We start from the raw sequence: 18,940 nt of genomic DNA, 5'->3' as shown, positions 1-18,940 counted from the left end.
TAGAACGCGGCCTGTAACCTCCGCTTCTTCTCCACCGCAGCGGCCCCTCCGGGAATTTTCCGGAGGGGCCGCTGCGCGTTAGGGTAATTCCCAGTCGTGGGAGGGAGCGGGAAATGCAGTCCGGCAGGAAGACCGGGGCAAAGCGTATTTCGCTGGCCATTACGGGTGCTTTTGCACTGACCCTCGCCATGGCCGGTTCGGCCGCCGGCGAAGAGGGCGGCATCGCCTGGAGCACCGGTGCGGGCGGCGCCTCCTGGTGGGAGTCGGAGGGCGATCACCACGTGGTCCAGGACATCGCGAAGGACGGCCATTCCGCGGTGGGCCGCCTCTACGTCCCGTACCGGAACAAGGTCTACAACAACTGGGTGACCGGCGGTCTCAACTACCGTGCGGACTTCAATTTCAACCTCGCCGAGGATTCCGTGATCTCGTACCAGACCTGTGTCGGCGAGGCCGGCACCGGTGCGTTCAGCGCCTGTGGGCCCTGGGTGTACGGGAAAGCCTGACCGCGTGCGGAAGCGGGGAGCGGCAGCCCTGGCGGTCACGGCGCTGTGGCTGCTGGCGGGCTGCGGGGGTACGGAGAAGAAGGCGGCCGAGCCGGTCGTCGTCGGGCCGGTGGCCACTCCTTCCGGACCCACCGACACGGAAATGCCTTTCGCCGCCTTTCTGCCCGGCGACGGCGAATTGAAGGAAATCCAGCGGGCCGAGTCCGCACTCCTCAATTCCTGTATGGCCGAATTCGGATTCACGACGCGGATCACCGCCCACTCCGACGCGGGACTGCTCGCCGACCTCCGCCGGGGCACCACGCTCCCCCGCACCCTCGAAGAGGCGGCGGCGTACGGCTTCCACAACGTGCCCGGTGGGACGGACGAGCGGACCGGCCGCAAGCCCGACCCCGAGCAGCAGACCCGTCTGCTCGTCCTCAACGGCCCCGATCCCCGTCCCGCCCCCAGCGGCGCCCCCTCCACAGGACCCGACCGCAAGGTCAACGGCCGCACCGTGCCGCGCGGCGGCTGCGCCGGCCGCACGGAACGCACCCTCGCCGAGGGCAGCCCCGCCGAGTCCGCCGAGCACCCCGGCAACAGCGCGCTCAACACCCTCTTGAGGCTGCGGTCCGCCGCCTGGGCACGGGGGGCCGCGGACCCGGCGTACACGAGGATGACCGCCGCCTGGTCCTCCTGCATGAAGCAGCGGGGCTTCTCCTACGCGTCCTTCGAGGCCGCGGCCGAGGATCCCGCCTGGGCCCGTACCGCCGAAGCGGGCCCCCGCGAGAAGGCCGCCGCCAGCGCCGATCTCCGGTGCCGTACGGCGGTGAACTACCTGGGGGTCTCCGAAGCCGTCCATCTGGCGTACGAGCGCCGCGCGGTGGCGGACGCCGCAGCCACCCTCGCCTCGATCGAGGCCCATTACGACGCGGTCGCGCGCAACGCCGCCAAGGTGCCCGCGGGGGCATCGCCGCACGGACCACAGGTCCCGGCCTGACGGCCCCCGGGCTGCCCGTATCGTCATCCCCACACGGCCCGCCCGCCGCGCCGCCCGCTTGAAGGAGTTCCTCATGACCCCGCCCGTCGTCCACTCGCTGCGCGAACAGATCCGCGAGCACATCGTGGAGGGGATCGTCAGCGGGCGCTGGAAGCCGGGCGAGCGCATCGTGGAGCGCAGGATCGCCACCGAGCTCCAGGTCAGTCAGACGCCCGTGCGCGAGGCGCTGCGCGAGCTGGAGACGCTGCGGCTGATCGAGTCGGCCCCCAACAAGGGCGTACGGGTACGGAATCTGACGGCCGCCGACCTGGAGGAGAGCTACCCGGTCCGGGCGGGCCTGGAGCAGATCGCCGCCGAGCTGGCGGCCCCCGTGCTCGCGGACGACGTGTCGGCCCTTGAGCCGCACGTGCTGGCGCTGTACGCGGCGGACCGGGCGGTCGACGGGGAGGCGCAGGTGCGGCACACGGTGGGCTTCCACCGCGAGCTGGTGCGGGCGGCGGGCAACGGCGTGCTGCTGCACACCTGGGAGGGCCTGGGCATCGAGGTGTTCACAGCGCTGTCGATCCGCTGGCTGGGGACGGTCCAGAAGTCGTACGCGGAGGAGCACGAGGACCTCGTGGCGGCCTTCCGGCGACGGGATCCGCGGATCGGCGAGCTGGTGAAGGCGCATGTGCTCGGATGTGCGCCGCGTGCTTGATCCGAGCGCCACGCGCCCGTATTGCCCGGATTGGGACTTTCGGCACTGACACTTCGTGCCCATTTTCGTGGCACGGAATGCCTAGTTTGGTCTGCGGAAGACTTTTTTGGCCCCAGACTTTGATCGATCATCGATCAGTTGCTTACAGTCGACGGCGGACCTCATCAAGGTCCCGCTAAAACGCACCACCAGGGTCCCGTCCTGCCAGACACAGACCCCCCTCTTTCTCCACCCCCTCCTTCCCGGAAGGCGGCGTCATGACCGACCCCGTACGCAAGCTTCCGAGCGAGCTCGACCAGCTCCCGGACCGCGACACCGAAGAGACCGCCGAATGGGCGGCCTCCCTCGACGCCGTCGCCAAGGCCGCAGGCTCGAACCGGGCCGAATACCTGATGCGGCGCACCCTCCAGCACGCCGAGGCCGCCGGTCTCGCACTGCCCAAGCTGCTGGAGACGGACTACGTCAACACCATCCCGACCGCCTCCGAGCCCGCCTTCGACGGCGACCTGGAGATGGAGAGCCGGATCACCGCGTGGAACCGCTGGAACGCGGCGGCCATGGTGACCCGCGGTTCCCGGTTCGGGGTCGGCGGCCACATCGCGACCTTCGCCTCCGCCGCCTGGCTCTACGAGACCGGCTTCAACCACTTCTTCCGCGGCAAGGAGGGGGACGGCTCCGGCGACCAGCTCTACATACAGGGCCATGCCTCCCCCGGCATCTACGCGCGCGCCTTCCTCGACGGCCGCCTCTCCGAGCAGCAGCTCGACAACTTCCGGCAGGAGGCGGGCGGCAACGGCCTCCCGTCCTACCCGCACCCGCGCCGGCTCCCCTGGCTGTGGGAGTTCCCCACGGTCTCCATGGGTCTCGGCCCGCTGTCCGCGGTCTACCAGGCGCGTTTCAACCGCTACCTGCAGAACCGCAACATCAAGGACACCTCGAACTCCCACGTCTGGGCGTTCCTCGGCGACGGCGAGATGGACGAGCCCGAGGCCACGGCCGCGCTCGCACTGGCCGCCCGCGAAGGCCTGGACAACCTGACCTTCGTCATCAACTGCAACCTGCAGCGCCTGGACGGCCCGGTCCGCGCCAACTTCCGCGTCGTGCAGGAGCTGGAGGGCGCCTTCCGCGGCGCCGGCTGGAACGTCGTCAAGTCGCTGTGGGGCTCCGCCTGGGACGAGCTGTTCCAGCTCGACTCCACGGGTGCGCTGGTCCGCCGTCTGCGCGCGGTCCCCGACGCCCAGTTCCAGACGTACGCGACCCGCGACGTGGCCTACATCCGCGAGCACTTCTTCGGCGCCGAGCCGGCCCTCAAGCAGCTCGCGGCCCTGTTGAGCGACGCGAAGATCGCCGAGTGCTTCCACACCTCCCGCGGCGGCCACGAGGCCCGCAAGGTGTACGCGGCGTACAAGGCGGCCGTCGAGTTCAAGGGCGCGCCGACCGTGATCCTCGCGCAGACGGTGAAGGGCTACACGCTCGGCCCCGGCTTCGAGTCGCGCAACGCCAACCACCAGATGAAGAAGCTCACCGGCAAGGAGTTCCGCGCCATGCGCGACCTCCTGGAGCTTCCGATTCCGGACGCCAAGCTGGACGAGTCCCTGGTCCCGTACGGCCACCCGGGCGAGAACTCCCCCGAGATCCGCTACCTCCAGGAGCGCCGTGCCGCCCTCGGCGGTCCGGCCCCCGCCCGCCGCATGCACGCCTCCGCACCGCTGCCGCAGCCCGCGGAGAAGTCCTTCGCCGCCCTGAAGAAGGGCTCCAAGCAGGGCATGGCCACCACCATGGCGTTCGTCCGCCTGGTGAAGGACCTGATGCGGGACAAGGAGACCGGCAAGCGCTGGGTGCCGATCGTCCCGGACGAGGCGCGCACCTTCGGCATGGAGGCGCTGTTCCCCTCCGCCGGCATCTACTCGCCCCTCGGCCAGACGTACGACCCGGTCGACCGCGACCAGCTCATGTACTACAAGGAGGCCAAGGACGGTCAGGTCCTCAACGAGGGCATCACCGAAGCCGGGGCCATGGCGGACTTCATCGCCGCGTCGACCGCGTACGCGACGCACGGCGAGACGATGATCCCGTTCTACATCTTCTACTCGATGTTCGGCTGGCAGCGGACCGGCGACCAGATGTGGCAGCTCGCCGACCAGCTCGGCAAGGGCTTCATCGTCGGCGCGACGGCCGGCCGTACGACCCTGACGGGCGAGGGCCTCCAGCACGCGGACGGCCACTCGCACCTGATCGCCTCCACGAACCCCGCGTCGCTGAACTACGACCCGGCGTTCGCGTACGAGGTCGCGGTGATCGTCCAGGACGGTCTGAAGCGGATGTACGGCGAGAAGCCGGAAGACATCTTCTACTACCTCACCGTCTACAACGAGCCGATGCCGCAGCCCGCGATGCCCGAGGGCGTCGAGGAGGGCATCGTCAAGGGCCTCTACCGGTTCAAGGAAGCGGCCACCGCGACCTCTCCGGACGCCCCGCGTGCCCAGCTGCTCGCCTCCGGCACGGCGATCCACTGGGCCCTGGAGGCGCAGGAGCTCCTCGCCGCCGAGTGGAACGTGTTCGCCGACGTCTGGTCCGCGACCTCGTGGGGCGAGCTGCGCCGCGACGCGCTGGAGGCCGACGAGGCGCTCCTGCGCGGCGAGCAGCGCACGCCGTACGTGACCCAGGTCCTGGCCGACGCGCCGGGCCCGGTCGTCGCGGTCAGCGACTGGATGCGTCAGGTTCCCGACCAGATCAGCCAGTGGGTCGAGCAGGACTACACCTCGCTGGGCACGGACGGCTTCGGCCTCTCCGACACCCGTGAGGCGGCCCGCCGCCACTTCGGCGTCGACGCCCAGTCGGTCGTCGTGGCCACGCTGGCCCAGCTGTCGAAGCGGGGCACGGTCCCGGCCTCGGCGGTCAAGGAGGCGCGGGAGCGCTACGGCCTGTAGCACCCGTGGGCCCTCCGCGGCCTGAATGTCAGTGGCAGCGCGCATGATGACCTCATGCGCGCTGCCCGTTTGATCAAGATGGTGCTGCTGCTCCAGTCCCGGCCCATGATGACGGCCGCCGAGCTGGCGCAGGAGCTGGAGGTGTCCGAGCGGACCGTCACACGGGACGCAGCTGCACTCTCCGAGGCGGGCGTCCCGGTGTACGCGGACCGGGGCAGGGCGGGCGGCTACCGCCTGATCGGCGGCTACCGGACCCGCCTGACGGGGCTCGCCCGCAGCGAGGCGGAAGCCCTCTTCCTGTCCGGACTGCCGGGCGCACTGCGGGAGATGGGCCTCCAGGACGCGGCGTCGGCGGCCCGGCTGAAGGTGTCGGCGGCCCTGATGCCCTCGCTCCGCGACGCCTCCGCGAATGCCGCGCAGCGCTTCCACCTGGACGCACCCGGCTGGTACCAGGAGCCGGAGACCCCCGCGCTGCTGCCCGCGGTGGCGGAGGCCGTGTGGGACGACCGGGTCGTCGACACGCGGTACGGGCGGGCGGACCGGGAGGTCGAGCGACGCCTGGAACCGTACGGACTCGTGCTCAAGGGCGGCATCTGGTACGTGTGCGCGCGGGCCGGTTCCGGGGACGTACGGGTCTACCGGCTGGACCGCTTCAGGTCGGTCACCGCCACCGACGAACATTTCGAACGGCCCCAGTCCTTCGATCTGCCGGCCTTCTGGGAGTCGAGGGCGGCGGACTTCGCCCGCTCGATCCTGCGGACGGAGGCGGTCCTGCGACTGACCGAAGCGGGTGCGCGCGCCCTGCCCCGCACCCTGGACCCGACCGCTTCCCGCGAGGCCCTGACGGCCGCGGGCCCGCCGGACCCCCGGGGCCGGGTGACGGTCACCGTGCCGGTGGAGTCGGTGGAGGTGGCGTACGCACAGCTGCTGGGGCTGGGGGCGGAGGTGGAGGTGCTGGAGCCGTCGGAGCTGAGGACGATGCTGGCGGAGACGGCGCGGAGGGTGGGAAAGCTCTACGGGTGAGTGGGGCGAGCGCGGGGGGCGTGCCGCAGTGGGGGGCCGCCCCCTTGCCCACCCGTCCCGCCCCCGGGGGGCGGCCCCGCTGCCCAAGAGGGCTAGGGGGTAGGGGGCAGGCATTTAGGGGCGCGGGGAACTGCGCGACCAGCCCTCCACCGGCCCGCACCCGTACGACCACCCCACCCCGCCTCACCTCAGCGGTAGTCGTCGGCTGAGACGTCCGTCTCACCGTTCATGACCCGCGACAGATACCCCCACGCATCCGGCCGCGACCCGTCCGCGTCCGTGAATCCGTACTCCGCCGCCAACTGCCCGCTGGACAGCGACCGTCCGCTCCACCGCGCCCGCGCCGGGTCTGCGGCCAGGTGTGCCACAGCCCGTCCCACGTACACCGGTGACTCCGCGATCGCGAAGGACGGTTCCTTGGCGATCGCGTCGCGCCAGTTCGCCTCCGTCACCCCGAAGTGGTCGAGCATCTGCTCGGAGCGCAGGAATCCGGGGGTCACGGAGACCGCCGTCCCGCCCACGTCCGCCAGGTCGTGCGCCAGGTTCGACGCCATCCGGATCGGTGCGTTCTTCGCGAGGTCGTAGTAGAAGTTCGCGCGGAACCCCTTGTTCGACTCGGCCGTGCCGTCGGTGATCTCGACGACGAGCCCGCCCTCATGACGCACCAGCAGCGGCAGCACACAGCTGCTGGTGATGATGTGGCTCTTGACCCCCAGTTCCAACATCCGCATGCCGTGCGCGAGTTCGGTCTCCCACATCTTTTTGCCGAACTCGACCAGGTGCTCACCGCCCCAGATGTCGTTGACGAGGACGTCGAGCCGCCCGCGCTCCCGGTCGATCCGCTCGGCCAGGGCCAGGACCTGGTCCGCCTCCAGGTGGTCGGTGGGGACGGCGACGCCCTCGCCGCCCGCCGCCGTCACCAGTTCCGCGGTCTCCTCGATCGTCTCCGTCGTCCGGCCGACCTCGCTGACCTTGTCGCGGGTGGTGCGCCCGGTGACGTACACCGTCGCGCCCAGCGCCCCCAGCTCCACGGCGATGGCGCGTCCTGCGCCGCGCGTCGCGCCCGCGACGAGGGCGATCCGGCCGGCCAGGTCCTGCCGCACAGGGTTCGTCGGGTTCATCACGGCTCCTTCGTCGTTCGGTTCGATACGTACGAGGATGCCGCTCAATCCCGACACCTTCTGTCGGGATTACCGCCGGGATCTCATCGCAGCCCCGCCACCGTCCCCCCGTCCGCCGTCCTCCCCTTCAGTTGTGCCTCGACCCCCTTGGGCGCCCGTACCGCCATCGTGGTCCCGGGCGCCGTCGCCCGCACTCCGCCGCCCGCCTCGATCCGGGTGACCTTCCTGCTTCCTGCCGCGAGCAGGTACCAATGGCCCGACCCGGGTGCCTGCCAGCCCGCGCCCGCCAGTACGTGCTGCCCGAACCTGCTGCAGGACGCGGTGTCCTGCGCGGTCGCCACCAGCGCCCCGAGCCGGGTCGGCTCCGTGCCCGGCAGCTGGAGCTGGACCATGACGCGGCCCGGACCCCGCCAGGTGTCGGCGCGGGTGCACACCCAGTCGGCCCGGCCGCCCGCCTCGGGCAGCGTCTGCTGTGCGTACACCCAGTTGTTGACGGCGCGCACGCCGACGCCGCGCATCGACGGCAGGTGGCAGGCGCTGTGCGCCCAGGTCCGCAGCGCGGCGGTGCCGGTCGCCTCGCGCGGTTGCCTGGCGGGGGCTCCCCGGCCGGGCGGCGGGGTGTACGTGAGGTGCACGGGCGCGAGGTCTCCGAGGTCCGTCAGCAGGAACGCGTGCTTCTCCACGATCAGCTCGGACGAGCGGAGCTGGAGCACCGGCCAGGAGTCGCACGTACCGCCGGCGGCCGGGCGGGGCACGGCCGCGGTGACGCCGTCTCCGCGCACCGTGAGCCCGCGACCGGGGGAATGGGGTTTCAGCAGGTCGCGGGTGGTGCTCTCGGCGATCCAGGGGGCAAGCAGGAAGCGGGTGCCGGCTCCGTCGCGGGTGACGACGAGGGCCGCGCCGGTGACCACGTCGGCGTCGTCGGTACGGGCGAATTCGAGCGACGGCGGCCTGTCGCCGTCGGCGGGTTCCGCGTACCTGACGGTGCGGTCGCCGTCGTTCAGCAGGACGACCGCGGTGCCGTCGACGTCGCCCGCGTACAGCAGCCGGGGCGGTGCGGTCGGCGGTTCCGTGCCCGTGCCGGGCGTGCTGGAGATCCGTACCGTACGGGCGGGACTCGCCCACACCTGGAGGGCACGGCCGAGCAGTGCGAGGTCGTCGCTGCGGTCGCCCCTGGCGGGCCAGACGGTGAAGTCGACGCGCGAGGTGTCGGCCCAGGCACCGGCGGCGGTGCGCACCACGTTGCGGGGGTCCAGGACCCGTTGGGCCAGGGCGACGTCAACGGTGCCGGTGGCGGCGATCCGCTCCGGTGTGCGCGGACCGCCGCCGAGCACGACGGGCAGGGCCGCGGCGGCCGTCGCGGCGACGACGAGGGCAGCGCCCGCGGTGCGGACGCGGTGCCGGCGGCGCAGCAGGTCGGTGGGGCGGGTGTGCACGAAGCAGGGATCGAACTCACCGGAGAGGAGCGGGTGTTGAGCCACTTCCCGGCCTCCGTCCCGACCTCCGTCCCGGCCTTCCTCCCGGCCTTCCTCCTGACAGTTCCCCTGATCGCTCTCCCCCGCCACGCCCAGCACCTGCCGGGCGAGTCGTTCGGCGGTGCGGAGCGCGAGGGCGGGCTCGGCCACCCCTGCCTCGGCCAGCCCGGCCCGGGTCTCGGCGTCGCCCAGACCCTCGGCACGGCGCAGTGCGAGGGCGGCGCGGGTGGCGGCGTCGGTGCCCGACAGGGCTTGTTCCAGGGCCAGTTCGTCGGCGCCGCCCGCGGCGGGGAAGAGCCGCAGCCCCCACACGGCGGGCAGCACGGGCCACAGCTGCCGGGGGCCGGGGCCGCGCTTGGGCCACCAGCCGGGCCGCGCGCCGTACGAGAGGGCCTCCCGCAGCACCAGGGCCCGGAGCGTGACGTACGCGGGCTCGGTGGGGGCGCCGCGCCTGGCGGGCAGCCGTGGCGCGGGGACCGCCGGTGGGAAGGGGCGACCGCGGGTGCTGCGGGCCGGGAGGGCGCGCTGGACGATTCCGTGGGCGGCGAGGACACGGCGGTGACGGCCGAGCGGGGGCGGCAGGGTGATAAAGGCGAGCCTGACGAGGCGCGGATAGTGCTCGACCAGCGTGGCCTCGGCCTGTTCCACGCTCAGTGGGGCGGCGACGGTCCCGGTGTGCGCCGTACGGTCGTGCATGTCCATGGCGAGGGCAACCCCTTTGAGGGTGAGAGTGCGTGCATCGCTTGCCCATCAAACGAGTGAAACTTCCGACGGTCACACAAGAGGGGGACCGCGCTGGACCGCCGCACGGACCGCCGCACGCGGATCGGCCGACGTCCGTACAGGAGCGTGCCGACGTCCGGACGAGAGCGTGCCGACGCCCGGACGAGAGCGTGCCGACGCCCGGACGTGAGTAACGAGACAGCCCTCATCCGTGCGCTCCGCGTGCGCCGCACCCCCGCAAGCCCGATGCTGGACCACGTGATGGACGAGACGGAATTCTGGGAGACGGTCGACAGCACCCGCGTGGCCGCCGAGGGCGACCCCGAGGATCACGCCGACCTGCTGGTCGAGCGACTGCTCCAGATGGACCCCGATGCCGTGCTCGACTTCGCCAGGCACTTCGAGGTGCGCTACAACCGCGCTTACCGGTGGGACCTGTGGGGGGCGGCGGCGGTGCTCCTCGGCGCCGCGAACGACGATGCCTTCGACTACTTCCGGTGCTGGCTGATCGGCCAGGGCCGGGAGGTCTTCGAGGGCGCGCTGCACGAGCCGGACGATCTGGCCGGACTGCTCGACGAGTTCGACGACGAGATCGACGGGGACGGGGAGGAGCTGGGGTACGCGGCGGACGAGGCGTACGAACAGCTGACGGGGGCGGTGGCTCCCGACCTCGGGGTCCCGCCGCAGGCGGCGGAGCCGGAGGGGACGCCCCTGGACCTGGACGACGACGGCGTCCTCGCGGACCGCTTCCCGCAGCTCTGGGAGCGGTTCGGGGACTAGGGCCGAAGAGGGACGAAAAGTGAGGGACGAGGGGTGAGGGACGAGGGGCCGCACAGCGGCCCCTCCCACCGCCCTCAGTAATGCGTGCCGCCGTCGATCCGGATCTCGGTGCCGGTGATGAACGCACCGTCGTCGGAGCCCAGCATCGCCACGACGCCCGCGACGGTCTCCGCGCCCGCGAAGCCCTCGCCGATGGCCGGGGCGAGCTTCATGAAGAGCGTCATGTCGGCGTCATCGGGCAGGCCCGGTCCCTTGCCGCTGGTCATGTCGGAGGCGATCGAGCCGGGTGCGACGGACACCGCGCGCAGACCCTGCTTGCTGTACTCGGCGGCGATGGCGTGCGTCATCGACTGGATGCCGCCCTTGCTCGCCGCGTACGCCGACATGTACGGGTGGGCGAACGAGGCCGACGTCGACGAGAAGTTGACGACGACCGGCTTGTCACCGGCGAGCAGGGCCGGTATCGACTCGCGGATCATCAGGAAGGTGCCGGTCAGATTGACCGCGATCACCTTGTTGAAGAAGTCCAGCGTGGTCTCGTGGGTGTGCGAGGAGCGCAGGATCCCGGCCGCGTTGACCAGGACGTCGAGGCCGCCGAGGGTCTCGACCGCGGCGGCGACGCCCGCCTTGACCGAGGCCTCGTCGGAGATGTCCAGCACGGCGGTGGTGAGGCGGTCGGACGCGCCCGCCGCCGCGGCCTGCCCGGCGGTCTCCTGCAGACCGGCCTCGCTGACGTCGACGGCGACGACCCGGCCGCCCTCGGCGAGCACGCGGTGCACGGTGGCACGGCCGATGCCGGAGCCCGCACCACTGATCAGGACGCGGCGGCCTTCGTAACGCTTCATGGTTCTCTTCTCCGATTCGCGGTTCCACACGGGCCCCACCAGGGGTTCCTGGCGTTCCCGATATACACGGTACGCCTGACTGGCACGATTTGCCATAGCGTCAACGTGTGCACATGTGCCTCTCCCCGGCGTACTCTTCCGTGGTGAGCACCCAGCCGACGCCCCCCGCGACGCCCCCCGCCCAGCCCTCCCTCACCGAGCGACGGAAGGCCGCCACCCAGCTCGACATCGCGCGCGCCGCCGCCGAGCTGTTCGCCGAGCACGGCCCGGACGGCACCACCGCCGAGGCCATCGCCACGCGCGCGGGGGTGGCGCTGCGCACCTTCTACCGGTACTTCCGCAGCAAGCAGGACGCCGTCGCCCCGCTGCTCTCCGGCGGCGGCGACCAGTGGCGCGCGCGGCTCGCGGCGGCGGAGCCCGGGGCGGGCGTGCTGACGACGCTGGAGCGGGCGGTGGCCGAGGTGCTGGGTGCGCCCGACGCCGAGGCCGCCGAGCAGCTCGACTGGACCCGTGGGCTGCTGCGGGCCGCCGAGCAGGACCCCGCGCTGCGGGCCGTCTGGTACCGGGTGAACCAGGAGTCCGAGGAGCGTCTGATCCCCGTGCTCGGCGCGCTCGCCGGGGAGTCGGCCGACCCTCTTGAGGTGCGGCTCGCCGCGGCGGCTGCGACCGCCGCCATCCGTACGGCACTGGAGGAGTGGGCCCGCACCGAGGCGCCCGTCAGGGGCCCCGGCTCCCCCGCCGACCTGGCCGCCCGCTGCCTGCGCGAACTGACCGGCGGCATGAGCCTGCGTTAACCGGCGGCCGCCCCGCCCCGGCCCTCCGGGCTCTCCCCGTCGTCCCGGTCGTCCCCGTTGCCCCGGCCGCCCCCGTCATCCCTGCCGTCCGGACCGTCCCCGTCGTCCGGGCAGTTCTGCCCGTCCGGCGCCAGAAGCAGCAGGGCCACGTCGTCCTCGACATGGGCCGCGAAGCGCACCAGGTCCCGCTGCACCGCCTCGGCGAGCAGCGCGAGGTGCGCGGGGTCCTCCGGTCCTCCGGCGGCCGGGGCGAGCGCTTCGAGCCGTTCGGCCAGGGGGTAGAACTCCCCGTCCGCGTCACGGGCCTCGGTGATGCCGTCGGTGTGGGCCAGGATCCGGTCGCAGGGTTCCAGCGGTACGACGGTGACCGCCGGCGGTCCGAACCCGGTCAGCCCCAGGCCCAGCGGCGGGGCGGGGTCGAGCCGCAGCTCGGTGACGCGTTCGTTCCGCAGCAGCAGGGGCGGCGGATGGCCGCAGGAGACCACCCGGACGGACCGGCCGTCATCGGCGAACTCCATGAGGACGGCCGTCGCGAACAGTTCCGCGTGCTCCACCGCGGCCGAGTCGACGACCAGCCGCCGGTCGAGACGCGCGGCGACCGCGGGCAGGTCGGCGTCGTCGAGCGCCGCCTCGCGGAAGGCCCCGAGGAGCGCCGAGACGGTGGCGACCGCGCCGGGCCCGTGCCCCTCCACGTCGGCGATCACCGCCCGTACGCCGTGCGGGCCGCCGCGGACGTCGTACAGGTCCCCGCTGACCAGCGCGCCCAGCTCGGCGGCCCGGTAGAGGCCGACGCAGTGCACCCGGCCGACGGAGGCCGGCAGCGGGGGCAGCACCGCGAACTGCGCGACCTCGGCCGCCGTCCCGACGGTCACCAGCCGGGCGTCCCTGCGGATGCGCGACCAGGAGATGACCACGCTCGTCGCGCAGAGCAGCATCAGGGACAGCACCACCCCGTCCCCGTGGCCCCAGTCCTCGCCGCCGCGCAGCGCGAAGAGGGCCACCGCCACGCCCACGAACGCGGTGCTCACCGGTCCGTACAGCAGGGCGGCGAGCGGTGGCAGCGCGGCGAGGTAGTAGCTCAGCTCGACGTCGTTCGGCGTGATGCGGTCGGCCAGGGCCAGCAGCACCAGGACGGTCAGGGGGAACAGCCGCAGCCAGAGCGCGGGCTTCTCGCCCCTGAGCCACTTGGGGACCTCGTCCCCTCGGCGCGCACGGACCGAGCTCATCGCGCTCAGACTCCTCCGGGCTGACGACAACGGGCGGCAAAGACGGCGGGCGGCACCGACGGTGAGCTGCACAGACGGTGAGCTGCACAGACGGTGAGCTGCACGGACGGTGGGCGGCAGGGACAGGGGCTGCGAGCGGGCACGCGCACCGCTCTCCGGCCACGCGCCACTGCTGATCACTATGCCCGCTGTGCCCCTTTCCCGCCGTCCGGCGGACCCTTCGGGGGCCCGTCCGTCAGAGGGCCTTGCCCATCAGCACGTCGTCCACGTACTCGCCCCGCAGGAAGAACTCGCCGGGCAGCACCCCCTCCACCGCGTATCCCTCCGCCTCGTACAGCGCCCGTGCGGGTGCGTTGTGGCCGAGCACCCGCAGGGTGAGCCGCCGGACGCCGCGCCGGCGCGCCTCGTCGGCCGCGGCCCGCAGCAGTGCCCGCCCCAGGCCCCGGCCGCGGGCCTCGTCGACGACGGCGAAGCCGTTGATCTGGAGGACGTGCGCGTTGGCGGCGAGCGGGGTGGGCCGCACCAGCCGGACGTACCCGCGGATCCCGCCGGGGCCCACCGCGACGAGCACGTCCTCGGGCCGGTGACCGGCGTCGAAGTACGGGCCGTACGGCGGCTCGGGCTCCGGGGTCACCGCACTCAGCGGCGACCAGGTCTCCCGGTCGATCCGGCCGATCCCGGGGCCGTCGGCCGGCGTGGCGGTGCGAATCGCGAAGGCGGACATGGCGCCACTGTGCCACGGAGCGCGCACGGGCCCCGTCCCGGGGCAGGATGGCCCCATGCGGATCGCAGTCACGGGCTCCACGGGCCTCATCGGTACGGCACTTGTACGTTCTCTGCGCGCGGACGGGCACGAGGTGGTGCGTCTCGTACGACGCCCGGCCAGGACCGGGGACGAGGTCACCTGGGATCCGATGCGGAGTTACGTGGACACGCACGGTCTGGTCGGCTGCGAGGCGGTGGTGCACCTGGCCGGGGCGGGCATCGGCGACCACCGGTGGACGGACGCGTACAAGCGGGAGCTGCGGGAGAGCAGACGGCTCGGCACCGCGGCCGTCGCCGAGGCCGTCGCCTCGCTCGACGTACCGCCGCGGGTGTTCGTCAGCGGCTCCGCGCTCGGCTACTACGGGGAGACCGGGGACCGCGCGGTGGACGAGGAGGCGCCGCCCGGCGACGGGTTCCTGCCGTCGCTGTGCGTGGAGTGGGAGGAGGCCGCCGCGCCCGCCGAGGAGGCGGGGATCCGGACGGTGTTCTCCCGGACCGGCCTGGTCGTGGCGCGCGGCGGCGGGGCCTGGGGCAGGCTCTTCCCGGTCTTCCGGGCGGGTCTTGGCGGGCGGCTGGGCAGCGGGCGGCAGTACTGGAGCTTCATCGCGCTGCACGACGAGGTGGCGGCGCTGCGGCATCTGATCGACACCGAGTCGCTGTCGGGCCCGGTGAACCTGACCGCCCCCGAGCCGGTCACCAACCGGGAGGTGACGGCGGCGATGGGGCGGGTGCTGCACCGCCCCGCCCTGTTCGCGGTGCCGGCGCCCGCACTGCGGATCGCGCTCGGGGAGCTGGCGGGGGACGTGCTGGGCAGTCAGCGGGTGGTGCCGCGGCGGCTCCTGGAGTCCGGGTTCTCGTTCGCGTTCCCGACCGTCGACGACGCGATCAAGGCAGCACTGCACACCAATTGAGGCAACTTCATGCCCATCGTCGACCGTTTTCCGATCACTTCTTGACCGGTTCTCCACCGTCGTGCGACCGCCGTGCATCGGTGCACGGGAGGTGCGCGCCTGCCGGAGAGCACGTGCGGACTTCTACGCTGCACCCTCCATACGGGTATTCCGCAAGGCTGTCGGGGGCATGAGCCCTGCACCACAGCCGCGCCGACCTCGGGGAGGGGCACGTGCTCGCCACAGCACACCATGCGGACGTCGTCATCGTGGGAGCCGGAGTCGCTGGACTCCGGGCGGCCCACCAGCTCATCAGCACCGGAGTAACGGTCAGCGTCCTGGAGGCCGCCCCTTGCGTCGGCGGCCGGATGTCCACCGACCTGATCGACGGGTTCCGGCTCGACCGGATCGGCCAGGTGCTCAGCACCGCCTACCCGGAACTGCTGCACACCCCGGGCCTGGAGGACCTCGTCCTGCGCCCGTACGCGCCCGGTGTCCTCGTGCACAGCGAGGGCCGGCACCATCGCGCGGGCGAGACGGGCGGCCCCCAGAGGACACGGAGCGCGCGGGGCGCACTCACCACGGCACGCGCCCTCGCGAGCGCCCCCAGGCCGCGCCCCCTCGGCCCGCTCGGCGGCCCGCTCGACCAGGCCAGGCTGAGCGCGGCGCTCGGCAGGTTCGCCGGCACCCCCGTCGAGCGCCTGCTCGCCCGGCCCGAACTCCCGGCCCTGCAGGCCCTGTTCCACCGCGGCCTGCCGTCCCGTACGGTCAACGGCTTCCTGCGGCCCCTGCTGTCGGCGCTGCTGTCCGACCCCGACCTCACCACCTCCAGCCGGTGCGCCGACCTCGCCCTGCGCGGCTTCGCCCGCGGCCGGCTGTGCGTGCCCGAGGGCGGCGCGGGGTCCCTGCCCGAGCTCCTCGCCGCGACGCTGCCGCCCGGCACGGTCCGTACCGGAGTGCACGTCACGGGCGCCTCCATCTCCTCCGTCAGCACCAAGGAGGACGGCGACCTCGGCTGCCGCTCCCTGCTCCTGGCGACCGGCGCCCGCGCCGCCGCCGAGCTGCTGCCCGGCCTGCGCGTCCCCGACTTCCACCCCGTCACCGTCCTGCACCACACCACCCGCTCGGCGCCCCCGACCGGCTCCGCCCTGGTCCTGGACGCCGACCGGAGCGGCCCCGTCTCGCACACCGCCGTCATCAGCGCGGTCGACCCCACGCGCGCACCCGACGGCCGTGTGCTGATCTCCTCCACGGTCCTGGGCACGCCCCCGCCCGGCCTGGACGACGGGGTCCGCTCCCACCTGTCGCGGCTGTACGGGACACCGACGGACGACTGGGAGCTCCTGGCCGTGCACCACGACCCGGACGCCGTGCCCGCGATGCCCGCACCGCACGACGTACGGCGGCCGGTCCGGCTGCTGTCCGGGCTGTACGTGTGCGGCGACCACCGCGAGACGAGCACCGTGCAGGGCGCCCTGCACTCGGGCCGCCGGGCCGCGCAGGAGATCCTGCGGGACTTCGGCATCCGCACCGGGCACCCGGCCGAGGAGCTGCGCGCGGCAGCCTGACGGCAGTCCGCGTCACCGAACGGGCGGGCCGCCCGGCCGGGATCGTACCCCCGGCCGGAACGGCCGCCCACCAGGGCACCGGGGCCGGTTCGTCAGCCCAGCGCGGCGACCCGGTCCCGGTACCCCCGCACCGCGGCCGCGTCGCGGTACGGCTCCAGGCGCCGCTCGAATTCCCGCACGTACTCCGTCGCCCGCGCCGACCGCATCTCGGAGGCCTGCTGCGCCGCCTCCGCGCCCAGCACGCACGCCTGGTCCAGCTCCCCGAGCCCGAGCCGCGCCTGCGCGAGGACCACCCGGCAGAACAGCCGACTGCGCGCGTACCCGTGCGGCCGCAGCTGCAACGAGCGCTCCGCGTGCTGCGCCGCCGCCCGGTACTGCTGCAGGTCCCGGTGGCAGTGCCCGAACTCGTCGGCCAGCTGCGCCTCGTCGAAGAACTTCGCCCAGTGCGGTACGTCGTCCGCCGGCCGCGCGGTCTCCATCGCCCGCTCCGCCCGCACCAGCGACGACGTACAGGCCCGCACCTCGCCGAGCACCCCGTGCCCGCGCGCCTCCACGGCGTGCAGCAGTGCCTGGACGACCGGGGGCGCCGACGACCCGACCCCCTGCTGGGCGACCCGCGCCAGCTGCACGGCCTCCCGCCCGTGCCCGAGGTAGACCGCCTGCCTGCTCATGGTCACCAGGACGTACGACCCGTAGGCCCGGTCACCGGCCGCCTGCGCGAGCCGCAGTGCCTGGACGAAGTACCGCTGGGCGAGGCCGTGCGCCGCGATGTCGTACGCCGTCCAGCCCGCCAGCCGGGTCAGGTCGGCGGCGGCCGAGAACAGCCGCCGGCCCGTCGCCTCCCCGTAGACCCCCCTGAGCATCGGTTCCGCCTCGTGCTCCAGATAGCGCACGAGGGCCTGCCGGGCGTGCCCGCCGCCGTACGTGTGATCCAGCGTGCGGAACAGATCGGCCACCGAGCGCAGGGCCGCGATGTCGCCCGATGTGACCCGCTGGCCCGGACCCCGGTCGGTCTGCCGCTGCCGGGGCAGCGCCCCCGGGCGGCCGCCCTGGGCCGGGACCCGGTTCGCGCCCGCGCCGTTCAGCGAGGGGGGTTCACCGCGTCCGACCCGGTCGTCGGCCCGCCCGATCAGCCAGTCCCTGCTGGGCACGACGAGCCCGGCCGGGGTGAACGCGATCTTGCGCAGCTCGGCATGGCTGCCGGAGTCCTTGCGCCACAGACCGCTCACGATGTCCACGGCCTCTTCCGGGGTGGCCGCGAATTCGAGCCCCGCGTACACGGGGGCGCAGGCGTCGAGCCCGAGGTCCTGCGCGGACAGCCTTCTGCCCAGCCGCCTCGTGAACACTTCGGCGATCAGTGCCGGGGTGGTGCCGCGCGGCTGCTGGCCGCGCAGCCAGCGGGTGACCGAGGTCTTGTCGTACCGCAGGTCGAGCCCGTGCTCCAGACCCAGCTGGTCCACCCGTCGGGCAAGGCCTGCGTTGGAGAATCCCGCTTCTGCGATGAGCGCGGCGAGCTGTCGGTTGGGGGTGCGCTGCGGAGGTCGTTCCGTCATCAGCTCTGAGCTCTCCTGCCTTCCGGGCCCCGGGTGGCAGCCCTCATGGAACGGCGTGAATTTAGCGACCCTGGACCCCGCAACGGACCTCTGCGCCCCTACTTCATCCGATCGTGTGACGATTCTCCGGAGGCGCTGACGGAGACCCCGTGCTTTCGCCCTGCCCATGGGCCTCTCTTCCCGCCGCCGTACAGTGGCTGGGGGCGTGGCGATACGAAGGAGACACCACCGTGAGTGAGCTGCGGTTTGTCCGACTGGGGTTCGGCGACGATGCCGTCGAGTACCAGGAGGCGTGGCAGAAGCAGCGTGAGGTGCACGCCGCCCGCTTCGCCGACGAGGTGCCCGACACCTGTCTGCTCCTTGAGCACCCGCCCGTCTACACGGCGGGACGGCGCACCGAGGACAGCGAGCGCCCCCTGGACGGCACCCCCGTCGTCGACGTGGACCGGGGCGGCAAGATCACCTGGCACGGCCCGGGACAGCTCGTCGGCTACCCGATCCAGAAGCTGCCCCGCCCGGTCGACGTCGTGGCGCACGTGCGCCGCCTCGAAGAGGCCCTGATCCGCAGCTGTGCGGAGCTGGGCCTGGAGACGACCAGGATCGAGGGCCGCAGCGGCGTCTGGGTGCTCGGCGACCCGGTCGAGCAGCGCCCGCAGATCGGCGGACTGTCCCTGGACTTCGACCCGCGGCTGACGGACCCCGAGTTCGACGCCCGGCTGAACGGCCCGGAGTACGCGCCGTCGAACGCCGGTCAGCGCCGCGAGGACCGCAAGCTCGCCGCGATCGGCATCCGCGTCGCCAAGGGCGTCACGATGCACGGCTTCTCGCTGAACGTGAACCCGGACAACACCTGGTTCGACCGGATCGTCCCGTGCGGCATCCGCGACGCGGGCGTCGCCTCGCTCGCGAACGAGCTGGGCCGCGCGCTCACCATCGAGGACGTGCTCCCGGTGGTCGAGAAGCACCTGACCGCGGTGATGGCGGAGTCCGTGCTCGCGCCGCGGGTGGTGGAGTCGGCGACCGTTTAGGGAATGCACCTGTCCGGCACCGGGTTGTGCGGACGTA

General features: G+C 72.9%; 16 protein-coding genes. 10 read left to right on the top strand and 6 right to left on the bottom strand.

Annotation, left to right across the window (positions count from 1 at the left end; all coding sequences use genetic code 11):
- Window positions 1-113: 113 nt before the first annotated feature.
- The 5 genes from ACH4SP_RS16695 to ACH4SP_RS16675 all read left to right on the top strand — a co-directional run bounded on the left by ACH4SP_RS16695 (window position 114) and on the right by ACH4SP_RS16675 (window position 6,135).
- Window positions 114-506 (top strand): hypothetical protein, encoded by a 393-nt coding sequence (locus ACH4SP_RS16695; protein ID WP_398415394.1) that lies wholly within the window; start codon window positions 114-116, stop codon window positions 504-506.
- A gap of 4 nt (window positions 507-510) precedes the next feature.
- Window positions 511-1,485, top strand: coding sequence for a hypothetical protein (locus tag ACH4SP_RS16690; protein ID WP_398415392.1), 975 nt, complete (start codon window positions 511-513; stop codon window positions 1,483-1,485).
- A gap of 73 nt (window positions 1,486-1,558) precedes the next feature.
- Window positions 1,559-2,182: a GntR family transcriptional regulator gene (locus ACH4SP_RS16685; RefSeq protein WP_398415390.1), complete on the top strand. Its 624-nt coding sequence runs from the start codon at window positions 1,559-1,561 to the stop codon at window positions 2,180-2,182.
- 257 nt (window positions 2,183-2,439) lie between these two features.
- Window positions 2,440-5,112, top strand: a complete 2,673-nt coding sequence (aceE, locus tag ACH4SP_RS16680; RefSeq protein ID WP_398415388.1) for a pyruvate dehydrogenase (acetyl-transferring), homodimeric type — start codon at window positions 2,440-2,442, stop codon at window positions 5,110-5,112.
- A 54-nt stretch (window positions 5,113-5,166) separates the two neighbouring features.
- Window positions 5,167-6,135, top strand: coding sequence for a helix-turn-helix transcriptional regulator (locus tag ACH4SP_RS16675; RefSeq protein WP_398415386.1), 969 nt, complete (start codon window positions 5,167-5,169; stop codon window positions 6,133-6,135).
- A gap of 188 nt (window positions 6,136-6,323) precedes the next feature.
- Here the strand turns inward: ACH4SP_RS16675 and ACH4SP_RS16670 are convergent, their stop codons facing one another.
- Both ACH4SP_RS16670 and ACH4SP_RS16665 read right to left on the bottom strand, forming a co-directional pair.
- Entirely contained in the window at window positions 6,324-7,256 is a 933-nt protein-coding gene (locus ACH4SP_RS16670) for an SDR family oxidoreductase (protein ID WP_398415384.1), read from the bottom strand.
- An 83-nt stretch (window positions 7,257-7,339) separates the two neighbouring features.
- Window positions 7,340-9,433 (bottom strand): hypothetical protein, encoded by a 2,094-nt coding sequence (locus tag ACH4SP_RS16665; protein ID WP_398415383.1) that lies wholly within the window; start codon window positions 9,431-9,433, stop codon window positions 7,340-7,342.
- A gap of 282 nt (window positions 9,434-9,715) precedes the next feature.
- Here ACH4SP_RS16665 and ACH4SP_RS16660 point away from each other — a divergent pair, with 282 nt between their 5' ends.
- Window positions 9,716-10,234 carry a DUF4240 domain-containing protein gene (locus ACH4SP_RS16660; RefSeq protein WP_398416280.1) on the top strand — a complete coding sequence of 173 codons (519 nt, stop codon included), beginning with the start codon at window positions 9,716-9,718 and terminating at the stop codon, window positions 10,232-10,234.
- 74 nt (window positions 10,235-10,308) lie between these two features.
- On the opposite strand, the gene ACH4SP_RS16655 is transcribed toward ACH4SP_RS16660, so the two are convergent.
- Window positions 10,309-11,079, bottom strand: a complete 771-nt coding sequence (locus ACH4SP_RS16655; protein WP_398415381.1) for an SDR family NAD(P)-dependent oxidoreductase — start codon at window positions 11,077-11,079, stop codon at window positions 10,309-10,311.
- 113 nt (window positions 11,080-11,192) lie between these two features.
- Here ACH4SP_RS16655 and ACH4SP_RS16650 point away from each other — a divergent pair, with 113 nt between their 5' ends.
- Window positions 11,193-11,873, top strand: a complete 681-nt coding sequence (locus ACH4SP_RS16650) for a TetR/AcrR family transcriptional regulator (protein WP_398415380.1) — start codon at window positions 11,193-11,195, stop codon at window positions 11,871-11,873.
- On the opposite strand, the gene ACH4SP_RS16645 is transcribed toward ACH4SP_RS16650, so the two are convergent.
- Window positions 11,870-13,099, bottom strand: a complete 1,230-nt coding sequence (locus tag ACH4SP_RS16645) for a PP2C family protein-serine/threonine phosphatase (RefSeq protein WP_398415378.1) — start codon at window positions 13,097-13,099, stop codon at window positions 11,870-11,872. The genes ACH4SP_RS16650 and ACH4SP_RS16645 overlap by 4 nt on opposite strands.
- Window positions 13,100-13,334: 235 nt before the next feature.
- Window positions 13,335-13,823, bottom strand: a complete 489-nt coding sequence (locus ACH4SP_RS16640; RefSeq protein ID WP_398415376.1) for a GNAT family N-acetyltransferase — start codon at window positions 13,821-13,823, stop codon at window positions 13,335-13,337.
- A 55-nt stretch (window positions 13,824-13,878) separates the two neighbouring features.
- On the opposite strand from ACH4SP_RS16640, the gene ACH4SP_RS16635 reads away from it, so the two are divergent.
- Together ACH4SP_RS16635 and ACH4SP_RS16630 are read left to right on the top strand one after the other, a co-directional pair.
- Entirely contained in the window at window positions 13,879-14,775 is an 897-nt protein-coding gene (locus ACH4SP_RS16635) for a TIGR01777 family oxidoreductase (protein WP_398415374.1), read from the top strand.
- Between the two features lie 212 nt (window positions 14,776-14,987).
- Entirely contained in the window at window positions 14,988-16,322 is a 1,335-nt protein-coding gene (locus ACH4SP_RS16630; protein ID WP_398415372.1) for an NAD(P)/FAD-dependent oxidoreductase, read from the top strand.
- 92 nt (window positions 16,323-16,414) lie between these two features.
- On the opposite strand, the gene ACH4SP_RS16625 is transcribed toward ACH4SP_RS16630, so the two are convergent.
- Window positions 16,415-17,875 (bottom strand): regulator, encoded by a 1,461-nt coding sequence (locus ACH4SP_RS16625; RefSeq protein WP_398415370.1) that lies wholly within the window; start codon window positions 17,873-17,875, stop codon window positions 16,415-16,417.
- Window positions 17,876-18,105: 230 nt separating this feature from the next.
- Between ACH4SP_RS16625 and lipB the strand changes: the two genes are divergently transcribed.
- Window positions 18,106-18,903, top strand: coding sequence for a lipoyl(octanoyl) transferase LipB (gene lipB / locus ACH4SP_RS16620; RefSeq protein ID WP_398415368.1), 798 nt, complete (start codon window positions 18,106-18,108; stop codon window positions 18,901-18,903).
- The last annotated feature ends 37 nt before the right edge of the window (window positions 18,904-18,940 follow it).

Source organism: Streptomyces sp. NPDC021093 (assembly GCF_044333135.1).
In the GTDB taxonomy this organism is placed as follows: domain Bacteria; phylum Actinomycetota; class Actinomycetes; order Streptomycetales; family Streptomycetaceae; genus Streptomyces.
This window is presented reverse-complemented; position numbering and strand designations above follow the sequence as displayed.

What these genes read in the sequence shown, in the direction of transcription:
- ACH4SP_RS16695 (WP_398415394.1), top strand. Translation starts at nt 114, where the DNA reads ATGCAGTCCGGCAGGAAGACCGGGGCAAAGCGTATTTCGCTGGCCATT.
- ACH4SP_RS16685 (WP_398415390.1), top strand. Translation starts at nt 1,559, where the DNA reads ATGACCCCGCCCGTCGTCCACTCGCTGCGCGAACAGATCCGCGAGCAC.
- aceE (WP_398415388.1), top strand. Translation starts at nt 2,440, where the DNA reads ATGACCGACCCCGTACGCAAGCTTCCGAGCGAGCTCGACCAGCTCCCG.
- ACH4SP_RS16675 (WP_398415386.1), top strand. Translation starts at nt 5,167, where the DNA reads ATGCGCGCTGCCCGTTTGATCAAGATGGTGCTGCTGCTCCAGTCCCGG.
- ACH4SP_RS16670 (WP_398415384.1), bottom strand. Translation starts at nt 7,256, where the DNA reads ATGAACCCGACGAACCCTGTGCGGCAGGACCTGGCCGGCCGGATCGCC.
- ACH4SP_RS16665 (WP_398415383.1), bottom strand. Translation starts at nt 9,433, where the DNA reads ATGGACATGCACGACCGTACGGCGCACACCGGGACCGTCGCCGCCCCA.
- ACH4SP_RS16660 (WP_398416280.1), top strand. Translation starts at nt 9,716, where the DNA reads ATGGACGAGACGGAATTCTGGGAGACGGTCGACAGCACCCGCGTGGCC.
- ACH4SP_RS16655 (WP_398415381.1), bottom strand. Translation starts at nt 11,079, where the DNA reads ATGAAGCGTTACGAAGGCCGCCGCGTCCTGATCAGTGGTGCGGGCTCC.
- ACH4SP_RS16650 (WP_398415380.1), top strand. Translation starts at nt 11,193, where the DNA reads ATGTGCCTCTCCCCGGCGTACTCTTCCGTGGTGAGCACCCAGCCGACG.
- ACH4SP_RS16645 (WP_398415378.1), bottom strand. Translation starts at nt 13,099, where the DNA reads ATGAGCTCGGTCCGTGCGCGCCGAGGGGACGAGGTCCCCAAGTGGCTC.
- ACH4SP_RS16640 (WP_398415376.1), bottom strand. Translation starts at nt 13,823, where the DNA reads ATGTCCGCCTTCGCGATTCGCACCGCCACGCCGGCCGACGGCCCCGGG.
- ACH4SP_RS16635 (WP_398415374.1), top strand. Translation starts at nt 13,879, where the DNA reads ATGCGGATCGCAGTCACGGGCTCCACGGGCCTCATCGGTACGGCACTT.
- ACH4SP_RS16625 (WP_398415370.1), bottom strand. Translation starts at nt 17,875, where the DNA reads ATGACGGAACGACCTCCGCAGCGCACCCCCAACCGACAGCTCGCCGCG.